Annotated in this window: 14 protein-coding genes, 1 other RNA gene and 1 pseudogene; 3 read left to right on the top strand and 13 right to left on the bottom strand. The window is 50.6% G+C overall.

Features of this window, described 5'->3' with window-relative positions; translation table 11 throughout:
• The first annotated feature begins 188 nt into the window (after nucleotides 1-188).
• Nucleotides 189-1,037 carry a hypothetical protein gene (locus LKD71_RS07620; protein WP_227614960.1) on the top strand — a complete coding sequence of 283 codons (849 nt, stop codon included), beginning with the start codon at nucleotides 189-191 and terminating at the stop codon, nucleotides 1,035-1,037.
• Nucleotides 1,038-1,156: 119 nt separating this feature from the next.
• Here LKD71_RS07620 and aspA read toward each other — a convergent pair whose 3' ends face one another.
• A complete protein-coding gene (gene aspA, locus LKD71_RS07615) occupies nucleotides 1,157-2,608 on the bottom strand; it encodes an aspartate ammonia-lyase (protein ID WP_227614959.1) in 1,452 nt (483 codons plus the stop codon).
• 144 nt (nucleotides 2,609-2,752) lie between these two features.
• Between aspA and LKD71_RS07610 the strand changes: the two genes are divergently transcribed.
• Nucleotides 2,753-3,682 (top strand): LysR family transcriptional regulator, encoded by a 930-nt coding sequence (locus tag LKD71_RS07610; RefSeq protein WP_227614958.1) that lies wholly within the window; start codon nucleotides 2,753-2,755, stop codon nucleotides 3,680-3,682.
• Between the two features lie 163 nt (nucleotides 3,683-3,845).
• Here the strand turns inward: LKD71_RS07610 and LKD71_RS07605 are convergent, their stop codons facing one another.
• The 11 genes and pseudogenes from LKD71_RS07605 to tadA all read right to left on the bottom strand — a co-directional run.
• Nucleotides 3,846-5,498 carry a sensor histidine kinase gene (locus LKD71_RS07605; protein WP_227614957.1) on the bottom strand — a complete coding sequence of 551 codons (1,653 nt, stop codon included), beginning with the start codon at nucleotides 5,496-5,498 and terminating at the stop codon, nucleotides 3,846-3,848.
• 13 nt (nucleotides 5,499-5,511) lie between these two features.
• Complete coding sequence (gene phoU / locus LKD71_RS07600) at nucleotides 5,512-6,159, bottom strand: phosphate signaling complex protein PhoU (protein WP_227615031.1); 648 nt, start codon at nucleotides 6,157-6,159, stop codon at nucleotides 5,512-5,514.
• Nucleotides 6,159-6,908 (bottom strand): phosphate ABC transporter ATP-binding protein PstB, encoded by a 750-nt coding sequence (pstB, locus tag LKD71_RS07595; protein ID WP_178047204.1) that lies wholly within the window; start codon nucleotides 6,906-6,908, stop codon nucleotides 6,159-6,161. Before pstB ends, phoU begins: the two co-directional genes overlap by 1 nt.
• Before the next feature lie 36 nt (nucleotides 6,909-6,944).
• Entirely contained in the window at nucleotides 6,945-7,808 is an 864-nt protein-coding gene (gene pstA, locus LKD71_RS07590) for a phosphate ABC transporter permease PstA (protein ID WP_178047203.1), read from the bottom strand.
• Nucleotides 7,801-8,649 carry a phosphate ABC transporter permease subunit PstC gene (pstC, locus tag LKD71_RS07585; protein WP_178047202.1) on the bottom strand — a complete coding sequence of 283 codons (849 nt, stop codon included), beginning with the start codon at nucleotides 8,647-8,649 and terminating at the stop codon, nucleotides 7,801-7,803. Before pstC ends, pstA begins: the two co-directional genes overlap by 8 nt.
• Before the next feature lie 129 nt (nucleotides 8,650-8,778).
• Nucleotides 8,779-9,645 (bottom strand): substrate-binding domain-containing protein, encoded by an 867-nt coding sequence (locus LKD71_RS07580; protein WP_178047201.1) that lies wholly within the window; start codon nucleotides 9,643-9,645, stop codon nucleotides 8,779-8,781.
• A 178-nt stretch (nucleotides 9,646-9,823) separates the two neighbouring features.
• Nucleotides 9,824-10,687, bottom strand: a complete 864-nt coding sequence (hflC, locus tag LKD71_RS07575) for a protease modulator HflC (RefSeq protein WP_227614956.1) — start codon at nucleotides 10,685-10,687, stop codon at nucleotides 9,824-9,826.
• Between the two features lie 4 nt (nucleotides 10,688-10,691).
• Complete coding sequence (gene hflK / locus LKD71_RS07570; RefSeq protein WP_331466407.1) at nucleotides 10,692-11,726, bottom strand: FtsH protease activity modulator HflK; 1,035 nt, start codon at nucleotides 11,724-11,726, stop codon at nucleotides 10,692-10,694.
• A gap of 206 nt (nucleotides 11,727-11,932) precedes the next feature.
• Nucleotides 11,933-12,194: signal recognition particle sRNA large type (ffs, locus tag LKD71_RS07565), an RNA gene on the bottom strand.
• Between the two features lie 319 nt (nucleotides 12,195-12,513).
• On the bottom strand, nucleotides 12,514-13,083 hold the full coding sequence (locus LKD71_RS18510; RefSeq protein WP_227615028.1) for a GNAT family N-acetyltransferase: 570 nt from the start codon (nucleotides 13,081-13,083) through the stop codon (nucleotides 12,514-12,516).
• A pseudogene (gene tadA, locus LKD71_RS18505) lies at nucleotides 13,057-13,536 on the bottom strand (tRNA adenosine(34) deaminase TadA); the annotation flags it as partial. The gene LKD71_RS18510 and the pseudogene tadA, both read right to left, overlap by 27 nt.
• Nucleotides 13,537-13,772: 236 nt before the next feature.
• Here tadA and LKD71_RS07550 point away from each other — a divergent pair.
• Nucleotides 13,773-14,474, top strand: a complete 702-nt coding sequence (locus tag LKD71_RS07550; protein ID WP_227614955.1) for an anaerobic ribonucleoside-triphosphate reductase activating protein — start codon at nucleotides 13,773-13,775, stop codon at nucleotides 14,472-14,474.
• Nucleotides 14,475-14,572: 98 nt separating this feature from the next.
• On the opposite strand, the gene LKD71_RS07545 is transcribed toward LKD71_RS07550, so the two are convergent.
• The gene (locus tag LKD71_RS07545) at nucleotides 14,573-15,703 is read right to left on the bottom strand and encodes a hypothetical protein (RefSeq protein WP_178047196.1); all 1,131 of its coding nucleotides are present in this window, start codon (nucleotides 15,701-15,703) and stop codon (nucleotides 14,573-14,575) included.
• Between the last annotated feature and the right edge of the window lie 154 nt (nucleotides 15,704-15,857).

The raw sequence follows: 15,857 nt of genomic DNA, 5'->3' as shown, positions 1-15,857 counted from the left end.
AAACGTTATACCAGAAAGGGGGGGTGCAGGGGGAAAACCAGGACTGCCGCAACTCCGATGGTTTTCCCCCTGCTATCTCCTTCACAGAAAGTTAAGACTTTTTTTCTCCCACAAAGTTGCAATCCTCCTCCAAATCTTCTATAATATCAGACGTAACTCGAAACCTGTCCACATGGAGGTAACTAACTATGCGAAATAAAAAGAAATGGGGCGCACTCGTTCTTGCAGTTATAATGGCGGCTACCTTGAGTTTAAGCGGCTGCCGCAAACAGAGAGAAAAAATCCAGGTAGGTCAGTCTGAGACAACCACTCTTGTTTCCACAGAGTCTGAGTCCGAGACAGAGAAAGCCACCGAGAAGACAACAGAGAAAGCAACTGAGAAGACCAGCGAGTCCGAAACCAGCACTGCTGCCAATAATAATAGTAACCAGACTCCTTCCACTGCCAATACCGGTTCCACCAGCACTTCTTCCAGCACCGCCGGAACTACAACTGGTACTACTACCGGCGGCTCCACCGGAACCAGCGGCGGTACAACCACCGGAGGCACGACCACCGGAGGCACGACCGGAACTACCAGCGGCGGAAACAATGGTTCTACTGGAACTTCCACAGGAAGCACTGACAACAGCTCCACCGGAACCACAGACAACGGTTCTTCCAATGGCGGAGACTCCTCCAGCAGTGGCGAGACCACTTCCACCGAAGCTCCCCGTTATTTCTATGACGGCAGCGGAAACCGCGTGGATGTAAGCCAGATGCCGGACGGAAGCTGGCAGGATGCCAACGGAATCTCTTACACCTTCTACGAGAACGGCGTCAAAGACTCCAACGGAAATGAGTATTACTACGATCCACCTGCAAACGGAAACAGCTCCGTTGAGGTAGGAAGCAAAGCCGATTTCTACGACAGTCAGGGCAACCACATCGTCTGCACCATGGATGAGAATGGAAACTGGGTGGACAGCGAAGGAAACATTTATACCTTCGGAGAAAAAGGTGTCACTGATTCCAACGGAAACTTCTATCCCTACTAATAAAATATCAATGCCTGTATTTTCTTCCGGAGTACAGGCATTTTTCCTGTCCAAATTTTCCATAAAAAAACTGCTGCCCCAACTTTCCGGGCAGCAGTTTTTTATATAGGAAGAAATTATCATGCATTCTTTGCAGTGGTTTTTACCAGCAGCTCTTTTCCGGAGATTCCCGGCTCGGTCATATTAACCGGATCCATGATCTCGTTTAACTCATCCTCAGTGAGAAGTCCCTCTTTCAGAATCAGATCACGGACAGATTCGCCGGTCTTGATGGCCTGTTTTGCGATATCTGCGGCTTTCTGATAGCCGACATGGGGGCAAATGGCGGTGATGACGCCCACGCTGTTCTCCACCAGATAACGGCAGCGGGTCTCGTTGGCGGTAATACCGGAAACACAGTTGTCCACGAAGGTCTGAACGGCATAAGCCATCGTATCGATGGACTGGAACATGCAGTAGAAAACGATAGGCTCGAAAGCGTTGAGCTCCAGCTGACCGGCCTCTGCTGCCATCGTGATCGTCACGTCATTACCGATGACGTTAAAGGCCACCTGGTTTACCACCTCGGGGATAACGGGGTTTACCTTACCAGGCATGATGGAAGAACCGTTCTGTTTTGCCGGCAGATTGATCTCGCCAAAACCGGCTCTGGGGCCGGAGGACATCAGTCGGAAATCGTTGGCGATCTTGGAAAGCGTCACGGCACAGGCCTTGATAGCTCCGGATACTGCTACGAAGGGATCCAGGTTCTGGGTAGCATCGATAAGGTCAAAAGCCTGTACAAAATCCATTCCGGAGATCTCCACCAGGTTGGGAACGATCCGTTTCAGATAAGCCTCGTCGGCATTGATGCCGGTTCCGACAGCGGTTCCGCCCATGTTCAGGGTCCGCATCTCATCCATGGCTTTGTCCATACGGTTGATATCACGCATCACAGCTACGGAATAAGCCTTGAACTCCTGGCCCAGACGGATGGGAACGGCATCCTGCATCTGGGTACGGCCCATTTTGATTACATGGTCGAACTCATCTGCCTTTTTGCTCAGAGCTTCATAAAGACGACGCAGCTCCTTTTTCAGATTTTTCAGAAGACGCAGGGAAGTCATTTTTCCGGCGGTGGGAATGACATCGTTGGTGGACTGGCTGCAGTTTACATGGTCGTTGGGGTTTACGATGCTGTAATCACCCTTCTGGCCGCCCAGAAGCTCAATGGCACGGTTGGCAATGACTTCGTTGGCGTTCATGTTCAGAGAAGTTCCGGCGCCTCCCTGGATCGGATCCACGATAAAGTCCTTGTGGAACTTTCCTTCCAGAATCTCATCGCAGGCCTTCACGATCGCATTGGCAATCTTTTTATCAATGATGCCCACCTCGCAGTTGGTGATGGCAGCGGCCTTCTTGATATATGCCAGGCTGTTGATGATCTCCGGATGCATGGAAAGACCGGTGATATGAAAGTTCTCAGCGGCTCTTAAAGACTGTACGCCGTAATACACGCCTTCCGGCACATCCTTGGTTCCGATGGAATCCTTCTCCACACGGTAATCGATTGTTTTCTTCTCTTTTTCCATTTCCTTTTCCTCCACAACACTTATATTTCAATTTTGATTTTTTTCGTTGCCCCCATTATAGGAGCATGGTAAAATATAATCAAATACATATATTACTATATCAGTTATAACTTTAAAGCTATATCAAAAGGAGAAAATACAAAAATGTTCCAGGGAATGAACTATGTGTATGAAGTATACAAGGAAAAAAGCTTCTCCAAAGCCGCAAAAAATCTCTACATCTCCCAGCCGTCCCTAAGCGCCAACGTCCGCCGTGTGGAAAATAAGATCGGCTACCCCATCTTTAACCGGAACACCTCCCCTCTCACTCTCACCGAATGTGGGGAGCGCTATATCCAGTCCGTGGAGGAAATTCTCGCCATTGAAAATTCCTTCTCAAGCTTTGTCAACGACCTGGGCGGCCTGAAAACCGGCCATCTCACCTTAGGCGGAAGCAGCCTTTTTTCCTCCTGTGTCCTCCCGCATCTCATCGGTGATTTTACCCGCCGCTTCCCTCTGGTGAAGATCAATCTCATTGAGGAGAGCACGGCCCGGCTGGAGGAACTTCTCCTCTCCGGCGTTCTGGATCTCGCCATCGACAATTATCCCTTCAACGAAGCCGTCTTCGGCAGACGGCTTTTTCATGAGGAACACCTGATTCTGGCCGTTCCCAGAGCTTTCCCCATCAACCGGCGTTTTGAAAGCTACCAGCTCTCTGTGGAGGAGATCTGCAGTGGCGCTTTTCTGGACAAAAAAACTGCCCCGGTTCCCCTGGAGCAGTTCAAAGATGAAGCTTTTATTCTGTTGAAACAGGAAAATGATACCCGACGGCGAAGCACCCTTCTCTGTCAGGCCAATGGTTTTTCCCCCAGAGTCGTTCTGGAGCTGGACCAGCAGATGACCTCCTACAACATCACCTGTGCCGGTATGGGGATCTCCTTCATCAGCGACACTCTGGTTCGCCATGTCACTCCCCATCCGGACGTGATCTACTACAAGCTTCCCGGGGCTGAGACCCGGAGAAACCTTTATTTCTACTGGAAAAATGGAAAATACATCAGCCGCGCCATGGAGGAATTTTTAAACATTGCGTAACTGTTCAGTACCTTCACAGTTATGCACAAAAATCCAATGAAAATCGCCTTCGGCGATGGGATTTTTGCATGCAACCCTCGGGATTTTGGCATATTCATGCCAAAACACCTCGCGGGACAGTGGATTCCAAATAGTTACAGTCTTGCTATGGAGGAAAAACAGGTCAGCCCCAGGTCACGGTAAACGTGCTTCCCTCGTCCTGTATACTATCTACAGAGATCTTTGCGCCCAGGCAGCTGACGCCATGTTTTACGATGGAAAGGCCCAGGCCCGTACCGCCGATCTCCTTGGAACGGCTCTTGTCCACCCGGTAAAAGCGCTCGAAAATACGATCCTGATGGATCAGCGGAATACCGATACCCGTATCTTTCACGGAGAAACCGAACTCGCCGTCCTTCTGGAAGATCCGTACGGTCACCTTTCCCTGCTCCTTGTTATACTTGATGGCATTATCCATCAGATTGTATACAACCTCTTCCAGAATGGTTTTCGTGGTCTCAAAAACAAAAGACTGCCCGATGACCTCCACCTGAATCTCTTTCCGGTCGGCGGCCTCCTGAAGCCGTTCTTTGCAATCTTCCACGACATCCAGAAGATCCACGCGCTCTTTTTTGTACTCGGTGATGCCCTCATCCAGCCTGGAAATCTCCATGACATCTCCCACCAGAGTGATGAGCCGCTGGGCCTCATCGTAGATCTTACCGGCCACCCGTTTGACATCCTCCGGCTTCACATAGCCGTCCTGCATGATCTCCGCAAAGCCGGAAATCGAGGTCAGCGGCGTCCGAAGCTCGTGGGAAACGTTGGCCGTAAACTCTCTTCTCAAAGATTCGCGCTGCATTTTTTCCGTCACATCCACCAGAAGAAGAACCGCGCCGGTGACTTTTCCATCTTCCAGCACCGGGTTGGCAATCAGCTGACGGACACCGTCCTCCAGCTCGATAAAATCTGCCATATGTTTTCCCTTCAGAACACCTTCCACAGCCTTCCGGAAAGGCTCGCTCCGGTTCATCGTGAGAACGCTCTGATCCGTCACCGCTTTTTTCGCTCCCAGAAGCTTCACGGCACTGGTGTTGCAGGAAAGGATTTCCGTCTGCTTGTCGATGACCAGAAGGCCCTCGCTCATGTTGTTGGTGATAATCGCAAACTCCTCCTGCTGCCGTTTTGCCTCGGAAAGCTGCTCCCGGATGGTCTTCTGCTGCTTGTTGATCCTGGTGAGAAGCGGCGTGATCTCATCGTAGGTGTCGTTCATCTTCGGATCATCGAGGTTCAGTTTGTTTAAAGGCTCCACGATCTTCCTGGATGAATGGAAGGCTGCCGCCAGAGACAGAATCAGCATGAGAAAGATCATAACCAGGATCGGCTGAATCAGTCCGCCCAGGATTCTCACGATTGTATACTGTGTACTTGACACACGAAGGATCTGACCATTCTCCAGACGCAGAGCGTAATACACGGTCTTTTCCCCGAGAGTGGCGGAAGTACGGGAGGCATAGCCTTCGCCGGATTTCTGAGCCGCTTGAACTTCCTCCCGGTCCTGATGATTCTCCATGGTACCGGCGTCTGCCTTATTGTCGTAGAGTACCGTTCCATCCTCATCGATGAGAGTCACACGCTCTCCTGTTTTGGAAAGCCTGTTAAGACTCTCCACACCGTCATTTTCCACCGCAATAGCCAGGTAGACGGCCTCCTGTTTCAGTTCTTTTTCCAGCTGATCCCCAAAATGTCCGTAGAGAAGTCCCATAATCAGCCCGATGCTGATTACCAGAATCACCGCGGACACAGAAAAGATCGAGCGAAAGATACGCTTTGTCACTTTTCACTCCCCCTTACTCGTTGCTCTTATGTACTCCTGTGATGGAATATACCACCCACTCGGCGATATTTACCGCATGGTCGCCGATCCGCTCATAATACTTGGCCGTCATCAGAAGATCCAGGGCAACTTTGGCATCGATGTCCTTCGCATAGATCAGATCAATGAGCTCATTTTTTACCCTGTTAAAAAGGTCGTCCACCTCATCGTCCGAATCGATCACGCGCTGAGCCAGATTCAGATCATCCTGCACAAAAGCGTCCACGCTGTCCGTCACCATCTTCACCGTCGCCTTCGCCATGGCCTCGATGTGAACCTTACTTTTTGCCTCGCTGAAACGGATATAGGGCACCATGTCCGCGATATCGGAGGCCTGGTCGCCGATCCGCTCCATATCGGAAATCATCTTCAGCGCCGCGGAAATTTTCCGGAGGTCTGAGGCAAAGGGACGCTGCAGAAGAAGCAGGCGCATGCAGATATTTTCAATCTCACGCTCCTGCTGGTCGATCTCGCCGTCCACAGAATACACCTGTTCCACCTGACTTTTTTCATCTCCCAGAAGCGCTCTGGAAGAAAGTGTGATCGCCTGCTCGCACAGGCTTCCCATTTTGATCAGCTCTACATGCATCTCTTCAAGCTGCTCGTCGAATTTGGTTTTCATCATCCAAACCTCCCTGTAATATAATCCTCTGTCCTCTTGTCTTTCGGCATGGAGAAAATCTGCTCTGTTTTTCCGAACTCCACAATCTCGCCCAGCAGGAAAAATGCGGTCCGGTCTGAGATTCTGGCTGCCTGCTGCATGTTGTGAGTTACCATGACGATGGTGTAGTCTTTTTTCAGCTCCAGAGCCAGTTCCTCGACTTTCGCTGTGGAAATGGGGTCCAGCGCACTGGTGGGCTCATCCATCAGAAGCACCTCGGGCTGAACGGCCAGGGCTCTTGCAATGCAGATTCTCTGCTGCTGGCCTCCGGAAAGTCCCAGGGCACTTTTTTTCAGGCGGTCCTTTACCTCATCCCAGATGGCAGCTCCCCGGAGGGAATTTTCCACCAGCTCGTCCAGTTTTACCTTGGAACGGATGCCGTGGGTTCTGGGGCCGTAGGCGATGTTGTCATAGATGCTCATGGGAAATGGATTCGGCTTCTGGAAAACCATGCCCACCCGTTTCCGGAGAAGGTTCACATCCATATCCTTGTAAATATTCTCGCCGTCCAGAAGGACCTCTCCCTCGATGCGGCAGCCCTCCACCAGATCGTTCATCCGGTTCAACGATTTCAGAAGCGTAGATTTTCCACAGCCGGAAGGACCGATGAAAGCGGTAATCTCTTTTTCCTGAATGTTCAGGTTGATATTTTTCAGGGCCTTAAATTCCGAATAGTAAAGGTCCAGATTTTTGATCGTCAGTTTATCCATTTTCTTTTCCTTTCGTCAGTTGTTTAGTGTACTGTGTCATTCTGCGGAATTTGAGTGGCACAGTACACTACCTATTCTACTTGATACCCAGTTAATAAGCAGAACCAGGAGCAAAAGTACCACCGCCACTGCGTAGGCCTGGTCTGTATACAATCCCTCTTTGGAAAGGTTGTACATGTGTACAGCCAGCGTCGCGCCGGATCCCATGATGCTGGAGGGGATCTGCGGGATGGAACCTGCCGTGTAGATCAGGGCGGCTGTCTCACCCACGATACGGCCGATGGAGAGGATCACGCCGGAGAGGATTCCCGGGATGGCGCTGGGCAGAACCACACAGAACACCGTACGCAGTTTTCCGGCTCCCAGACCAAAGCTTCCCTCCCGGTACATATCCGGAACGGATTTCAAAGCCTCCTCTGTCGTACGCATCACCAGCGGAAGAATCATGATGGCCAGCGTCAGCGCGCCGGCCGCCAGAGAATAACTCCATTTCAGGTAGGTTACAAAAAACAGGGAACCGAAAAGACCGTATACAATAGACGGAATACCGGAAAGAGTCTCCGTGGTCAGCCGGACGACTGCCACCAGCTTGTTTCCCTTTTTCGCATACTCCGTCAGATAAATAGCGGAAAAGATTCCAAGGGGAACGGCAATCAGAAGCGACAGCACCGTCATGATCAGTGTATTCACGATGGAGGGCAGCATAGAAGCATTTTCCGTCGTGTACGTCCAGGAAAAAAGGGAAGGCTTCAGGTTCGGCACACCCTTAATCAGGATGTATGCAATCAGAAACAGCAGCACCACAAAGGTGGCTAGGGCGGAAAGCATCACCAGCAAAAACAACAGAAACGAACCAGGATGTCTCCGATAAGACTCCATTCTTTTTTTGAAATTACTCATGTTCCTTCCTCCTGTTCAGCATGGATACGGAAAAGTTAATAATCAGAATGAATACAAAAAGCACAACGCCTGTGGCAATCAGCGCGCCTCTGTGAAGGTCTGCCGCATAGCCCATCTCCAGGACAATGTTTGTCGTCATGGTCCGGACGCCTTTCAGAAGGCCCGCCGGCATTCTCGCCTGGTTTCCCGCTACCATAACCACGGCCATGGTCTCGCCGATAGCCCGGCCGATGCCTAAAACTACGCCTGCCAGCACACCGGACTTTGCAGCCGGAAGCATAACGCGGAAGATGCTTCTCTCCTGGGTAGCACCCAGAGCCAGGGAACCTTCATAATAGCTTCTCGGCACCGCTCTTAAGGCCGCCTCCGTCACACCGATGATCGTGGGAAGAATCATGATGCCCAGAAGAATAGAAGCCGTCAGGATGCTGGTTCCTTTGCTGTGGGGCAGTTTCCGGATCAGCGGCACCAGCACCGTCAGTCCGAAGAAACCGTAGACCACAGAGGGAATGCCTGCCAGAAGCTCTGTGGCCGATTTCAGAAAACCATAGATTTTTCTGGGGCAATACTCCGCCATGAAGATGGAAGTCATGATGCCGATAGGAACGCCGATGATGATGGCTCCCGCGGTTACATAAATACTTCCCATGATCATGGGCAGAATTCCGAAAATGTTGTTTCCCGGTTTCCAGCGGGTACCCAGAAGAAATTTAAAAACGCCGATCTCCTGAATCGCCGGAATACCGTTTGCAAAAAGGAAGAGGCAGATCAGTGCAACTGCCAAAATCGAGGTGCAGGCTGCGATGAAAAAGACCGCATGCATGAGTTTTTCTTTTATCATTCTTACTCTCTCCGTTCGTAACTGTTCAGTACCTTCACAGTGGCTACTGAATAGTTATTTTCAACCATACTACCAGAAACAGCGGGCCGGAAAGTGAGGCCCGCTATCATTTCTTTATCTGTCCAGTAATTATTTCTCCAGATCAGCCCAAGTGGTTGTCTCACCGGTGAATACGCTCTTTACCTGATCGGAAGTCAGCTCATCAATCGGGTTGTCGTTGTTTACGACTACTGCGATACCGTCGTTTGCAATCACGGTAGCAGTCAGGCCTGCCTCGGTCTCAGAATCTTTCAGCTCTCTGGATGCCATTCCGATGTCACAGATGCCGTCGATGGTGTTCTGCATACCGGTAGTGGAATCGCTGGTCTGAATCTCGATCTCTACTTTATCATTTACTTTCTCATAAGCTTCTTTCAGTTTCTGCATTACCGGGGAAACGGAAGAGGAACCAGCTACTACAACTTTACCTTCAGCTCCGTTTGAGGTGTAATCCTCCGGCTCGCCGACAGCGATGTATTTGTTTTCCTCGACAACTGCCTGGCCGTCTTTGCTCATGATATAGTTGATAAAATCCTGTGCTGCGTCGCTCACATCGCCTTTGGTTGCGATGTTGAAGGGACGGAAGATCTTGTAGGTTCCATCGTTGATGTCATCTACGGTAGCTTCTGCTCCGTCGATCCTGACTGCTTTGACGCTGTCATCCAGAGAACCGAGGGAAATATAACCGATGGCATACTCATCATCTGCTACGGTAGTCATCATAACGGAGGTGCTGTTGGTGATGTTTGCCTCGTCGGTAGTCATATCGACTTTCTCGCCGTCCTGCTCTTCCTGAATACCGAAAAGCTCGATGAAAGCGCCTCTGGTACCTGAACCATCCTCACGGGAAACAACGGTGATATCTTCTGATGAATCAAAATCTGCTGCGGATGCCCCGCATACGGTAAGCCCCATGGTCATAACTCCGATTAAAGCTGCTGCAACTAATTTTCTCATAATTTTTGATCTCCTTTTTATCTATGCCCCTGCGGGCTTTTTTCTTTACCTCGTTTACGTTTCCAAGTATAGAAAAGGAATGTAAAGTCAAAAAGCGCAGCTCTGTAAAATCCGTGTAAACCATCGTAAGATTTCCACAAAAAAATCCCCCGCGAGAAGACCCGCAGGGGAAACATCATTACTTGTAAAAAATCTGGGCGATCGGGGAATTTTCATCTAGGATCACGGTCTTGTCGCCGCCCTTCATGGATTCCTTTAGGGCATCGAGGCTGCGGACAAAGGTGTAAAATTCTGTCCGTTCCGCATCGCCGTAGGCTTCCGAGAGAACCCGCATGTACTCTGCCTCGCCCTCGGCCTCCAGGATCTCCGCCTGCTTTTCCGCATCGGAGATCTGAATGGCCACCTCCTTGTCTGTGGTGTTCCGGATCACCTTTGCCTCCGAGTTTCCTTCCGCTGTATAAGTAGCGGCGATGTTTTCCCGCTCGGAGATCATGCGCTCGTAAACCGCTTCCTTATTGTCATTCGGAAGGTCCAGCTGTTTGGTCTCAAAGGAAAGGAGCTCGATTCCGTACTGTTCCATGTTGGTGCCAATGTTTTCCATGACCTTCTCGGAAAGGCTTCCTGTTCTCCCGCTGATGACCTGATCCTGATCCATACTGCTGATCACGTTCTTTGTGGCGTTGTATACACTTGTATTCAGCCTGCTCTCCGCATTGCTGAGGGAGGAGTTCAGGGTCTGGGCAAATTTGAGCGGATCCTCGATCCGCCATAAAACGTAGCTGTCGCAGATCATCGTCTTTTTGTCCTTCGTGATAACGTCCGAGGGCGTCAGATCGTAGATCAGCGTCTCCTTCGGCAGGGTGGACACCGACTCCACAAAGGGCACTTTAAAGTAAATGCCGGGCTCCTCAATGATTCGTTTTACCTTACCAAACTGACGGACCAGCTGATATTCGTTCTGCTGGGCCACCGTCAGGGACGAGGCCAGAGCGATCGCTCCGACTGTAAAAATTCCAAGGCCTGCTGCCATTTTCTTCTTCATATGTTTATTCTCCTCCATTATTGTCTTCTGTATCGGCTGTCACGGTCTCTCCACCGGAAAATTTTTCCAGGGGAAGGACTTTTTCTACGCCGTCGCCGCTGTCGATCACCAGTTTCACATCCGGAAGCACCGTCTCCATGGCTTCGTAGTACATCCGCTCTTTCGTGATCTCCGGATTTTTCCTGTATTCTTCATATATGGCGTTGAAACGGGCCACCTGGCCTTCCGCCTCGTTGATGCGGGTTTGTTTCGCGGCCTCGGCATTTTTGATTATCTGGTCTGCCTCGGCTTCTGCCTCCGGAAGCTTCTCGCTCCGGTATTTCTCCGCGTTATTGAGGGTCGTCTCCTTGCCCTGTTTGGCCGTTTCTACCTTTTTAAAGGCCTCCATCACTTCTGTTGTCGGGGGCTCGGAGTCCTGCATCGTGATATTCGTGAGCATGAGGCCGATCTCCTGCTGCTCCAGCTGTGCCATGATCATCTCTTTGATCTTCGCCTGGATCTCACTTTTTCCGGTGGTCAGGACATCGTCCACCACATAGCTTCCGATAACGTTTCGGATGCAGCTCTGAGAAATATTTCTCAGGATCTGCTCCGGCTCTCTCGATCCGTAAAGATAGGCCACCGGGTCGGAAATCCGGTACTCCACGAAGAAATCCACGTCGATAAAGTTATAATCGGAGGTAATCATGATACTCTCCGCCTCCACCATCTCGTTGTTTTCCTCGGTGTAGCCCACCGGAAAACCCTGGATTGTGGTGTTCACCTTCCGAACCTCCTGAATAAAAGGAAGCTTGAAGTGAAGACCTGTCTCCGTCACGGCTTTTGGTTTACCGAAGGTCACCAGCACGGCCTGTTCCTGCTCCTGAATCTGATAAAAGGATCCAAAGACCGCCGGCACAAGGACGCCTGCCGCGATGGCGGCTCCCACAACCAGTTTCATGTGCTTCATTTTTTTGCTTTTGTTCTTCTTTGGTTTGTTTTCTTTTTCCGGAACCTGTTCGTAAATAACATCCTTCCAGTTCTGATTCTGTTCTTCCATAGTTCTCCTCCGTTTTGTGGTGAAAAAGGGATTTTGAATACAAAAAAGACCTTTACCTAAGCATAGTGTATATCTTAGACAAAAGTCTCGCTAATCGCTTACATGACGCGGATATTTCTATCGTCCTGACGCCATCATGTACCATTCTGCTCCTGACGGAACAGCCTGGCAGCTACTCCCTTTTTTCTGTTGGTTTATATTTTAATCCGCGCACCGCACTTCGAAAATACGCCACAGGCGTTACTCCTACAGCCAGCTCAGCCCAGGCTGCCTTACGTCACACAGGAGTATCTGCTTAGTGCTGCTGTATTCCTACCCTGACACGGTTCACAGAGTCCTGTTGCGTAAGACCCAGACGTCAACGCCACTTATAAAAGGCAGCCCCACAACGAAAAGTCCTCGGATTGGTATCACCCCTGCTATAGCGGATTGCAGGTTCAGAGCACCGCTAACTCTCCGGCTGCGCGGAAGCTTTATGACAAAATTGATTCCGGACTATTGTAACTGAAAAATAAGTACTTGTCAACTGAATTTTACAGTCTCGCTCACAACACCGGCCAGTGTCTCGGCGTTCAGATCCTCCAGTTTAAAGTAATCTGCCTTCAGTTTCCGGGCCAGATCCACGGCCAGTTTCAGGCGGATGAAGCCGTTTTCCGTATCGATGACAATCGGGAGTTTGACACATTAAAATTCAAAAAAATACCGCAAAGCCTTGAATGTTTACTGGGTTAGTAGCCATTTTTTATCTTTCCAACTGTCAAAGATGGGATTGTAACAGGTTTTTCTGTCAGTGTAAAGCAGTATTTCTGTTTTTTAATGCAAGTTCCAGCACCAGCAGTTTCTGTCCGTCTTTTTTCTGGATTTCTGCAAGCTGAAAGCCCTGTTTTTCCCAGAAGATGCGGCCGGGTTCGTTGGCGGCATAGCAGCCCAGACGGAGTTTTTCAAGGCCAGCCTTCTCGGCGGCCTCACGGATATGGCGGAACATTTTCTTTCCGATGCCTTTGCCCTGGCAGTCCGCGGCCAACATGAACAGGCCGATGAAACCGACAGATTCTTTCGGGTAGCCCTGAATAAAATCGAGGACTGCCGTACATTTTCCCTTCTTATAAAAAACGGCGAAGATTTTCTGCTCACGGCTTGTGTTCGGCGGCAGGATCGTATAGCTTTCTCTGGCGCCTTCCAGGGTGGGAAGTTTTTCTTTTACCAAACGGAAATATTCTTCGTTTCCGGCCATAAGCTTCTGGATATCCTCAGCATTTTCCTCGGAGCCTTCCACAATCGTGTAGCCCGGAAGGCCTCCCCGGAGACTTCGGATCAGTGTGCCCGGAGCGCGTTTCGCCCGCTGTTTTTCCCGCATTTCACTGAAAAAAGTCTGAAGAATCGCGCTGCACTCCTCCCGAAGCACGTCCCTTGTGACCTCCACCTGATGGTTAAAGGCTTTCATTTCCAGTAAGTTAATGATGGAACCCGCGCAGCCCGCCTTCGGGTTCATGCTTCCCATGACCACCCGCGGAATCCTCGCCTGGACAATAGCCCCGGCGCACATCTGGCAGGGTTCCAGCGTCACATAGAGGGTACAGCCCTCCAGCCGCCAGTCTTTTAAGACTTTTCCTGCCTTTCGGATGGCCGTGATCTCAGCGTGGGAAAGGGTGCTCTGGTCTGTATTACGGCGGTTGTAACCCCGGGCGATGATTTTCCCCTCATGGACGATGACGCAGCCGATGGGCACCTCCCCAAGGGCCAGGGCTTTTTTCGCCTGCTTCAGGGCCTCCCGCATGTATGTTTCATCTGTGTTTTGTATTTCTGTCATAAAAATGCCTTTCGGTGAAATGTTTTTCTGGTGTCAAGTATAAACGGAAATAGGAGGGATGGCAAGCAGGGGAAGAAAGTTTTGGTCTGATGCATTGCGTTTTTGAGGAAAGGGGGTATACTGGAATTACTCGAACTCACCAGTAAGGATCAAATACAAACCTGAATGGACTATATATTTTTTTAAGAAAGGAAACTCCTGCTTTCAAAACACTTTGGCGGCAGGATTCTGTGATTATGAAGATACATGGATTTCAAACTTTAACTCTGCTGGATTATCCCGGCTATACTGCCGCGACAATCTTTCTTGGCGGCTGCAATTTCCGCTGTCCCTTCTGCCAGAACGCTGGTCTGGTTCTCCGTCCGGATGAAGAACCGGTGATTCCGGAGGATGACGTCCTCGCCTTCCTGAAAAAAAGGCGGCGGGTGCTGGACGGCGTCTGTATCACCGGCGGCGAACCCACCCTGGAACCGGAGCTTCCGGAGTTGATCCGCTCCATCAAGGAGCTGGGCTATCTCGTCAAGCTCGACACCAACGGCACGCATCCGGCCATTGTCCGGAAGCTTACCGAAGAAAAGCTCATCGACTATGTGGCCATGGATATCAAGAGCTCCCGGGAACACTATGCACGGCTCGCGGGAAATTCCAGTGAAAAACTGCTGGCTACTGTGGAGGAAACTGCCGCTTTTCTGATGGAGGGGAATCTTGATTATGAATTTCGCACCACCGTTGTGCGGGAACTGCATGAACAGGAAGATTTTGTGGCGATCCGGAACTGGCTGGCTGGCGCCAGACGCTATTATCTTCAGGCTTACCGCGACTCGGAGCATATCTTAAAACCTGGAAATTACAGCAGCTATAGCCGCGAGGAGCTGGAGAGGTTTGCAGCGATTCTTAGAGAAAAAATTCCGGTGGTGGAAGTCAGGGGGATTGAGTAAAATTTCGAAGGGACAGGCTGGCCGCCTTTCCCTTCGAAGCTTAAAGGGGCTTACGTCAGACCGGAGGGTGCTTTCTGAATATCGAGAAAATCAAAGTTTTAAAGCAGACGGCACCAGTAGCCACGGCGGCAGGCCGGAGCCTTATCCTGGCTTTCCTTAAAAAGGGGAAAGCCAAAGGAGACGGCCATTCGCTGCTCCTGGGGCGAGTAAGTGCCGGGAACTGCGAGGAAGAAAGTGCCATCGGCGGTTTTTCCGAAAAGAAGATGGTGGAAGTTGTAGTAGCCGTGGTAGATGAAGCTGTTTTTCGCGGCGCTCCAGCCTTTACAGCAGAAGAAATGCAGCTCGCGCGGCGAGATCAGTATGGCATCAGTGGCTTCGCCGTCCTGAAAGGGATTTCGGTGGGCGTACGCCGGTGAGAGACGCTCCCAAAGACTGGCGTAATGCTCCGTGTATACAGTGTCCGAAGCTGTAAGCTTAACTGCCGGCGGCTCTGGTTCTGATGCCTGCTCGACCGCAGTTTCGTCCACCTCGCAGGAAGCGTCTTTTTTTTCTTGATCTGATGCCTGATTCTGTACAGCCTCCTGACCTGTTTCCCCCGAAGCTTTTACTTCCTGCTCCCGATCATTTGGAGACTCGCCTGCAGCCGGATCTGACATGATTTCTTCCGGTACACAGGCCTCGTCGGGCTCCAGATCCGTTTCTGGAAGATCCGTCTCAGAAGCCTCCAGCCCCGCGATGAGCTCCGCTTCCTGGGCCCGGACGCCGTTGAGGGGCTTCTCAAACTCCACTTCTGGTGCTGCTGGAACAGGCTCTATGCGTTCCTGCTCCTCCTCTTCCATCTCAATTTCCAGATCCATCCGCTTCACCGGCTCGTCATCCCAGATCGTGATGTAATTCTCCCCTGCTTCTCCTTTGATCCAGAGACCGGAGAACTGATTCAGGCTATGACCGCTTCCTTTTATGTTATCGGTGTCGGTTTCCACCTTCAGAAAATAGAGGGGCCCGGAAGATTTTTGCATCTCCCCAAGAAAGATCCCGAAGTTTTTTTCCCCTTTCCTTATAAAACCATAAGCATCCAAACTGGTCTCCCGGTTTTCAGAGGCTTCCAGCTGAATGCTTATCCTTAAATTTCTCTTTCTGGCTTCCACTTTTGCAAAGCCCGTATTCTTCTCTTTTTTTCCGTTTCTGTATGCATAAATGTAGGAGACAAACCGTCTGTAATCAGCCAAATTCATCGCTCCTGCCCTTCTCTCAAGGCTACTATATGCAGGGCTTTCCCGTTTCATACATGCCTGACCACCCGTACCTAGTACAGTGAAAATTAAGTATCTGCTATATTGACGCAGGATGATTTCTTCATATGCAAGGCGGAGGAATGAGGCG

The organism is Fusicatenibacter faecihominis, from assembly GCF_020686945.1.
Lineage (GTDB): Bacteria > Bacillota > Clostridia > Lachnospirales > Lachnospiraceae > Limivivens > Limivivens faecihominis.
This window is presented reverse-complemented; position numbering and strand designations above follow the sequence as displayed.

What these genes read in the sequence shown, in the direction of transcription:
- pstB (WP_178047204.1), bottom strand. Translation starts at nt 6,908, where the DNA reads ATGGATAAACTGACGATCAAAAATCTGGACCTTTACTATTCGGAATTT.
- LKD71_RS18510 (WP_227615028.1), bottom strand. Translation starts at nt 13,083, where the DNA reads ATGCGGGAAAAACAGCGGGCGAAACGCGCTCCGGGCACACTGATCCGA.
- aspA (WP_227614959.1), bottom strand. Translation starts at nt 2,608, where the DNA reads ATGGAAAAAGAGAAGAAAACAATCGATTACCGTGTGGAGAAGGATTCC.
- LKD71_RS07610 (WP_227614958.1), top strand. Translation starts at nt 2,753, where the DNA reads ATGTTCCAGGGAATGAACTATGTGTATGAAGTATACAAGGAAAAAAGC.
- LKD71_RS07580 (WP_178047201.1), bottom strand. Translation starts at nt 9,645, where the DNA reads ATGAGAAAATTAGTTGCAGCAGCTTTAATCGGAGTTATGACCATGGGG.
- pstC (WP_178047202.1), bottom strand. Translation starts at nt 8,649, where the DNA reads ATGATAAAAGAAAAACTCATGCATGCGGTCTTTTTCATCGCAGCCTGC.
- phoU (WP_227615031.1), bottom strand. Translation starts at nt 6,159, where the DNA reads ATGAAAACCAAATTCGACGAGCAGCTTGAAGAGATGCATGTAGAGCTG.
- hflC (WP_227614956.1), bottom strand. Translation starts at nt 10,687, where the DNA reads ATGAAGAAGAAAATGGCAGCAGGCCTTGGAATTTTTACAGTCGGAGCG.
- hflK (WP_331466407.1), bottom strand. Translation starts at nt 11,726, where the DNA reads ATGGAAGAACAGAATCAGAACTGGAAGGATGTTATTTACGAACAGGTT.
- LKD71_RS07550 (WP_227614955.1), top strand. Translation starts at nt 13,773, where the DNA reads ATGAAGATACATGGATTTCAAACTTTAACTCTGCTGGATTATCCCGGC.
- LKD71_RS07620 (WP_227614960.1), top strand. Translation starts at nt 189, where the DNA reads ATGCGAAATAAAAAGAAATGGGGCGCACTCGTTCTTGCAGTTATAATG.
- pstA (WP_178047203.1), bottom strand. Translation starts at nt 7,808, where the DNA reads ATGAGTAATTTCAAAAAAAGAATGGAGTCTTATCGGAGACATCCTGGT.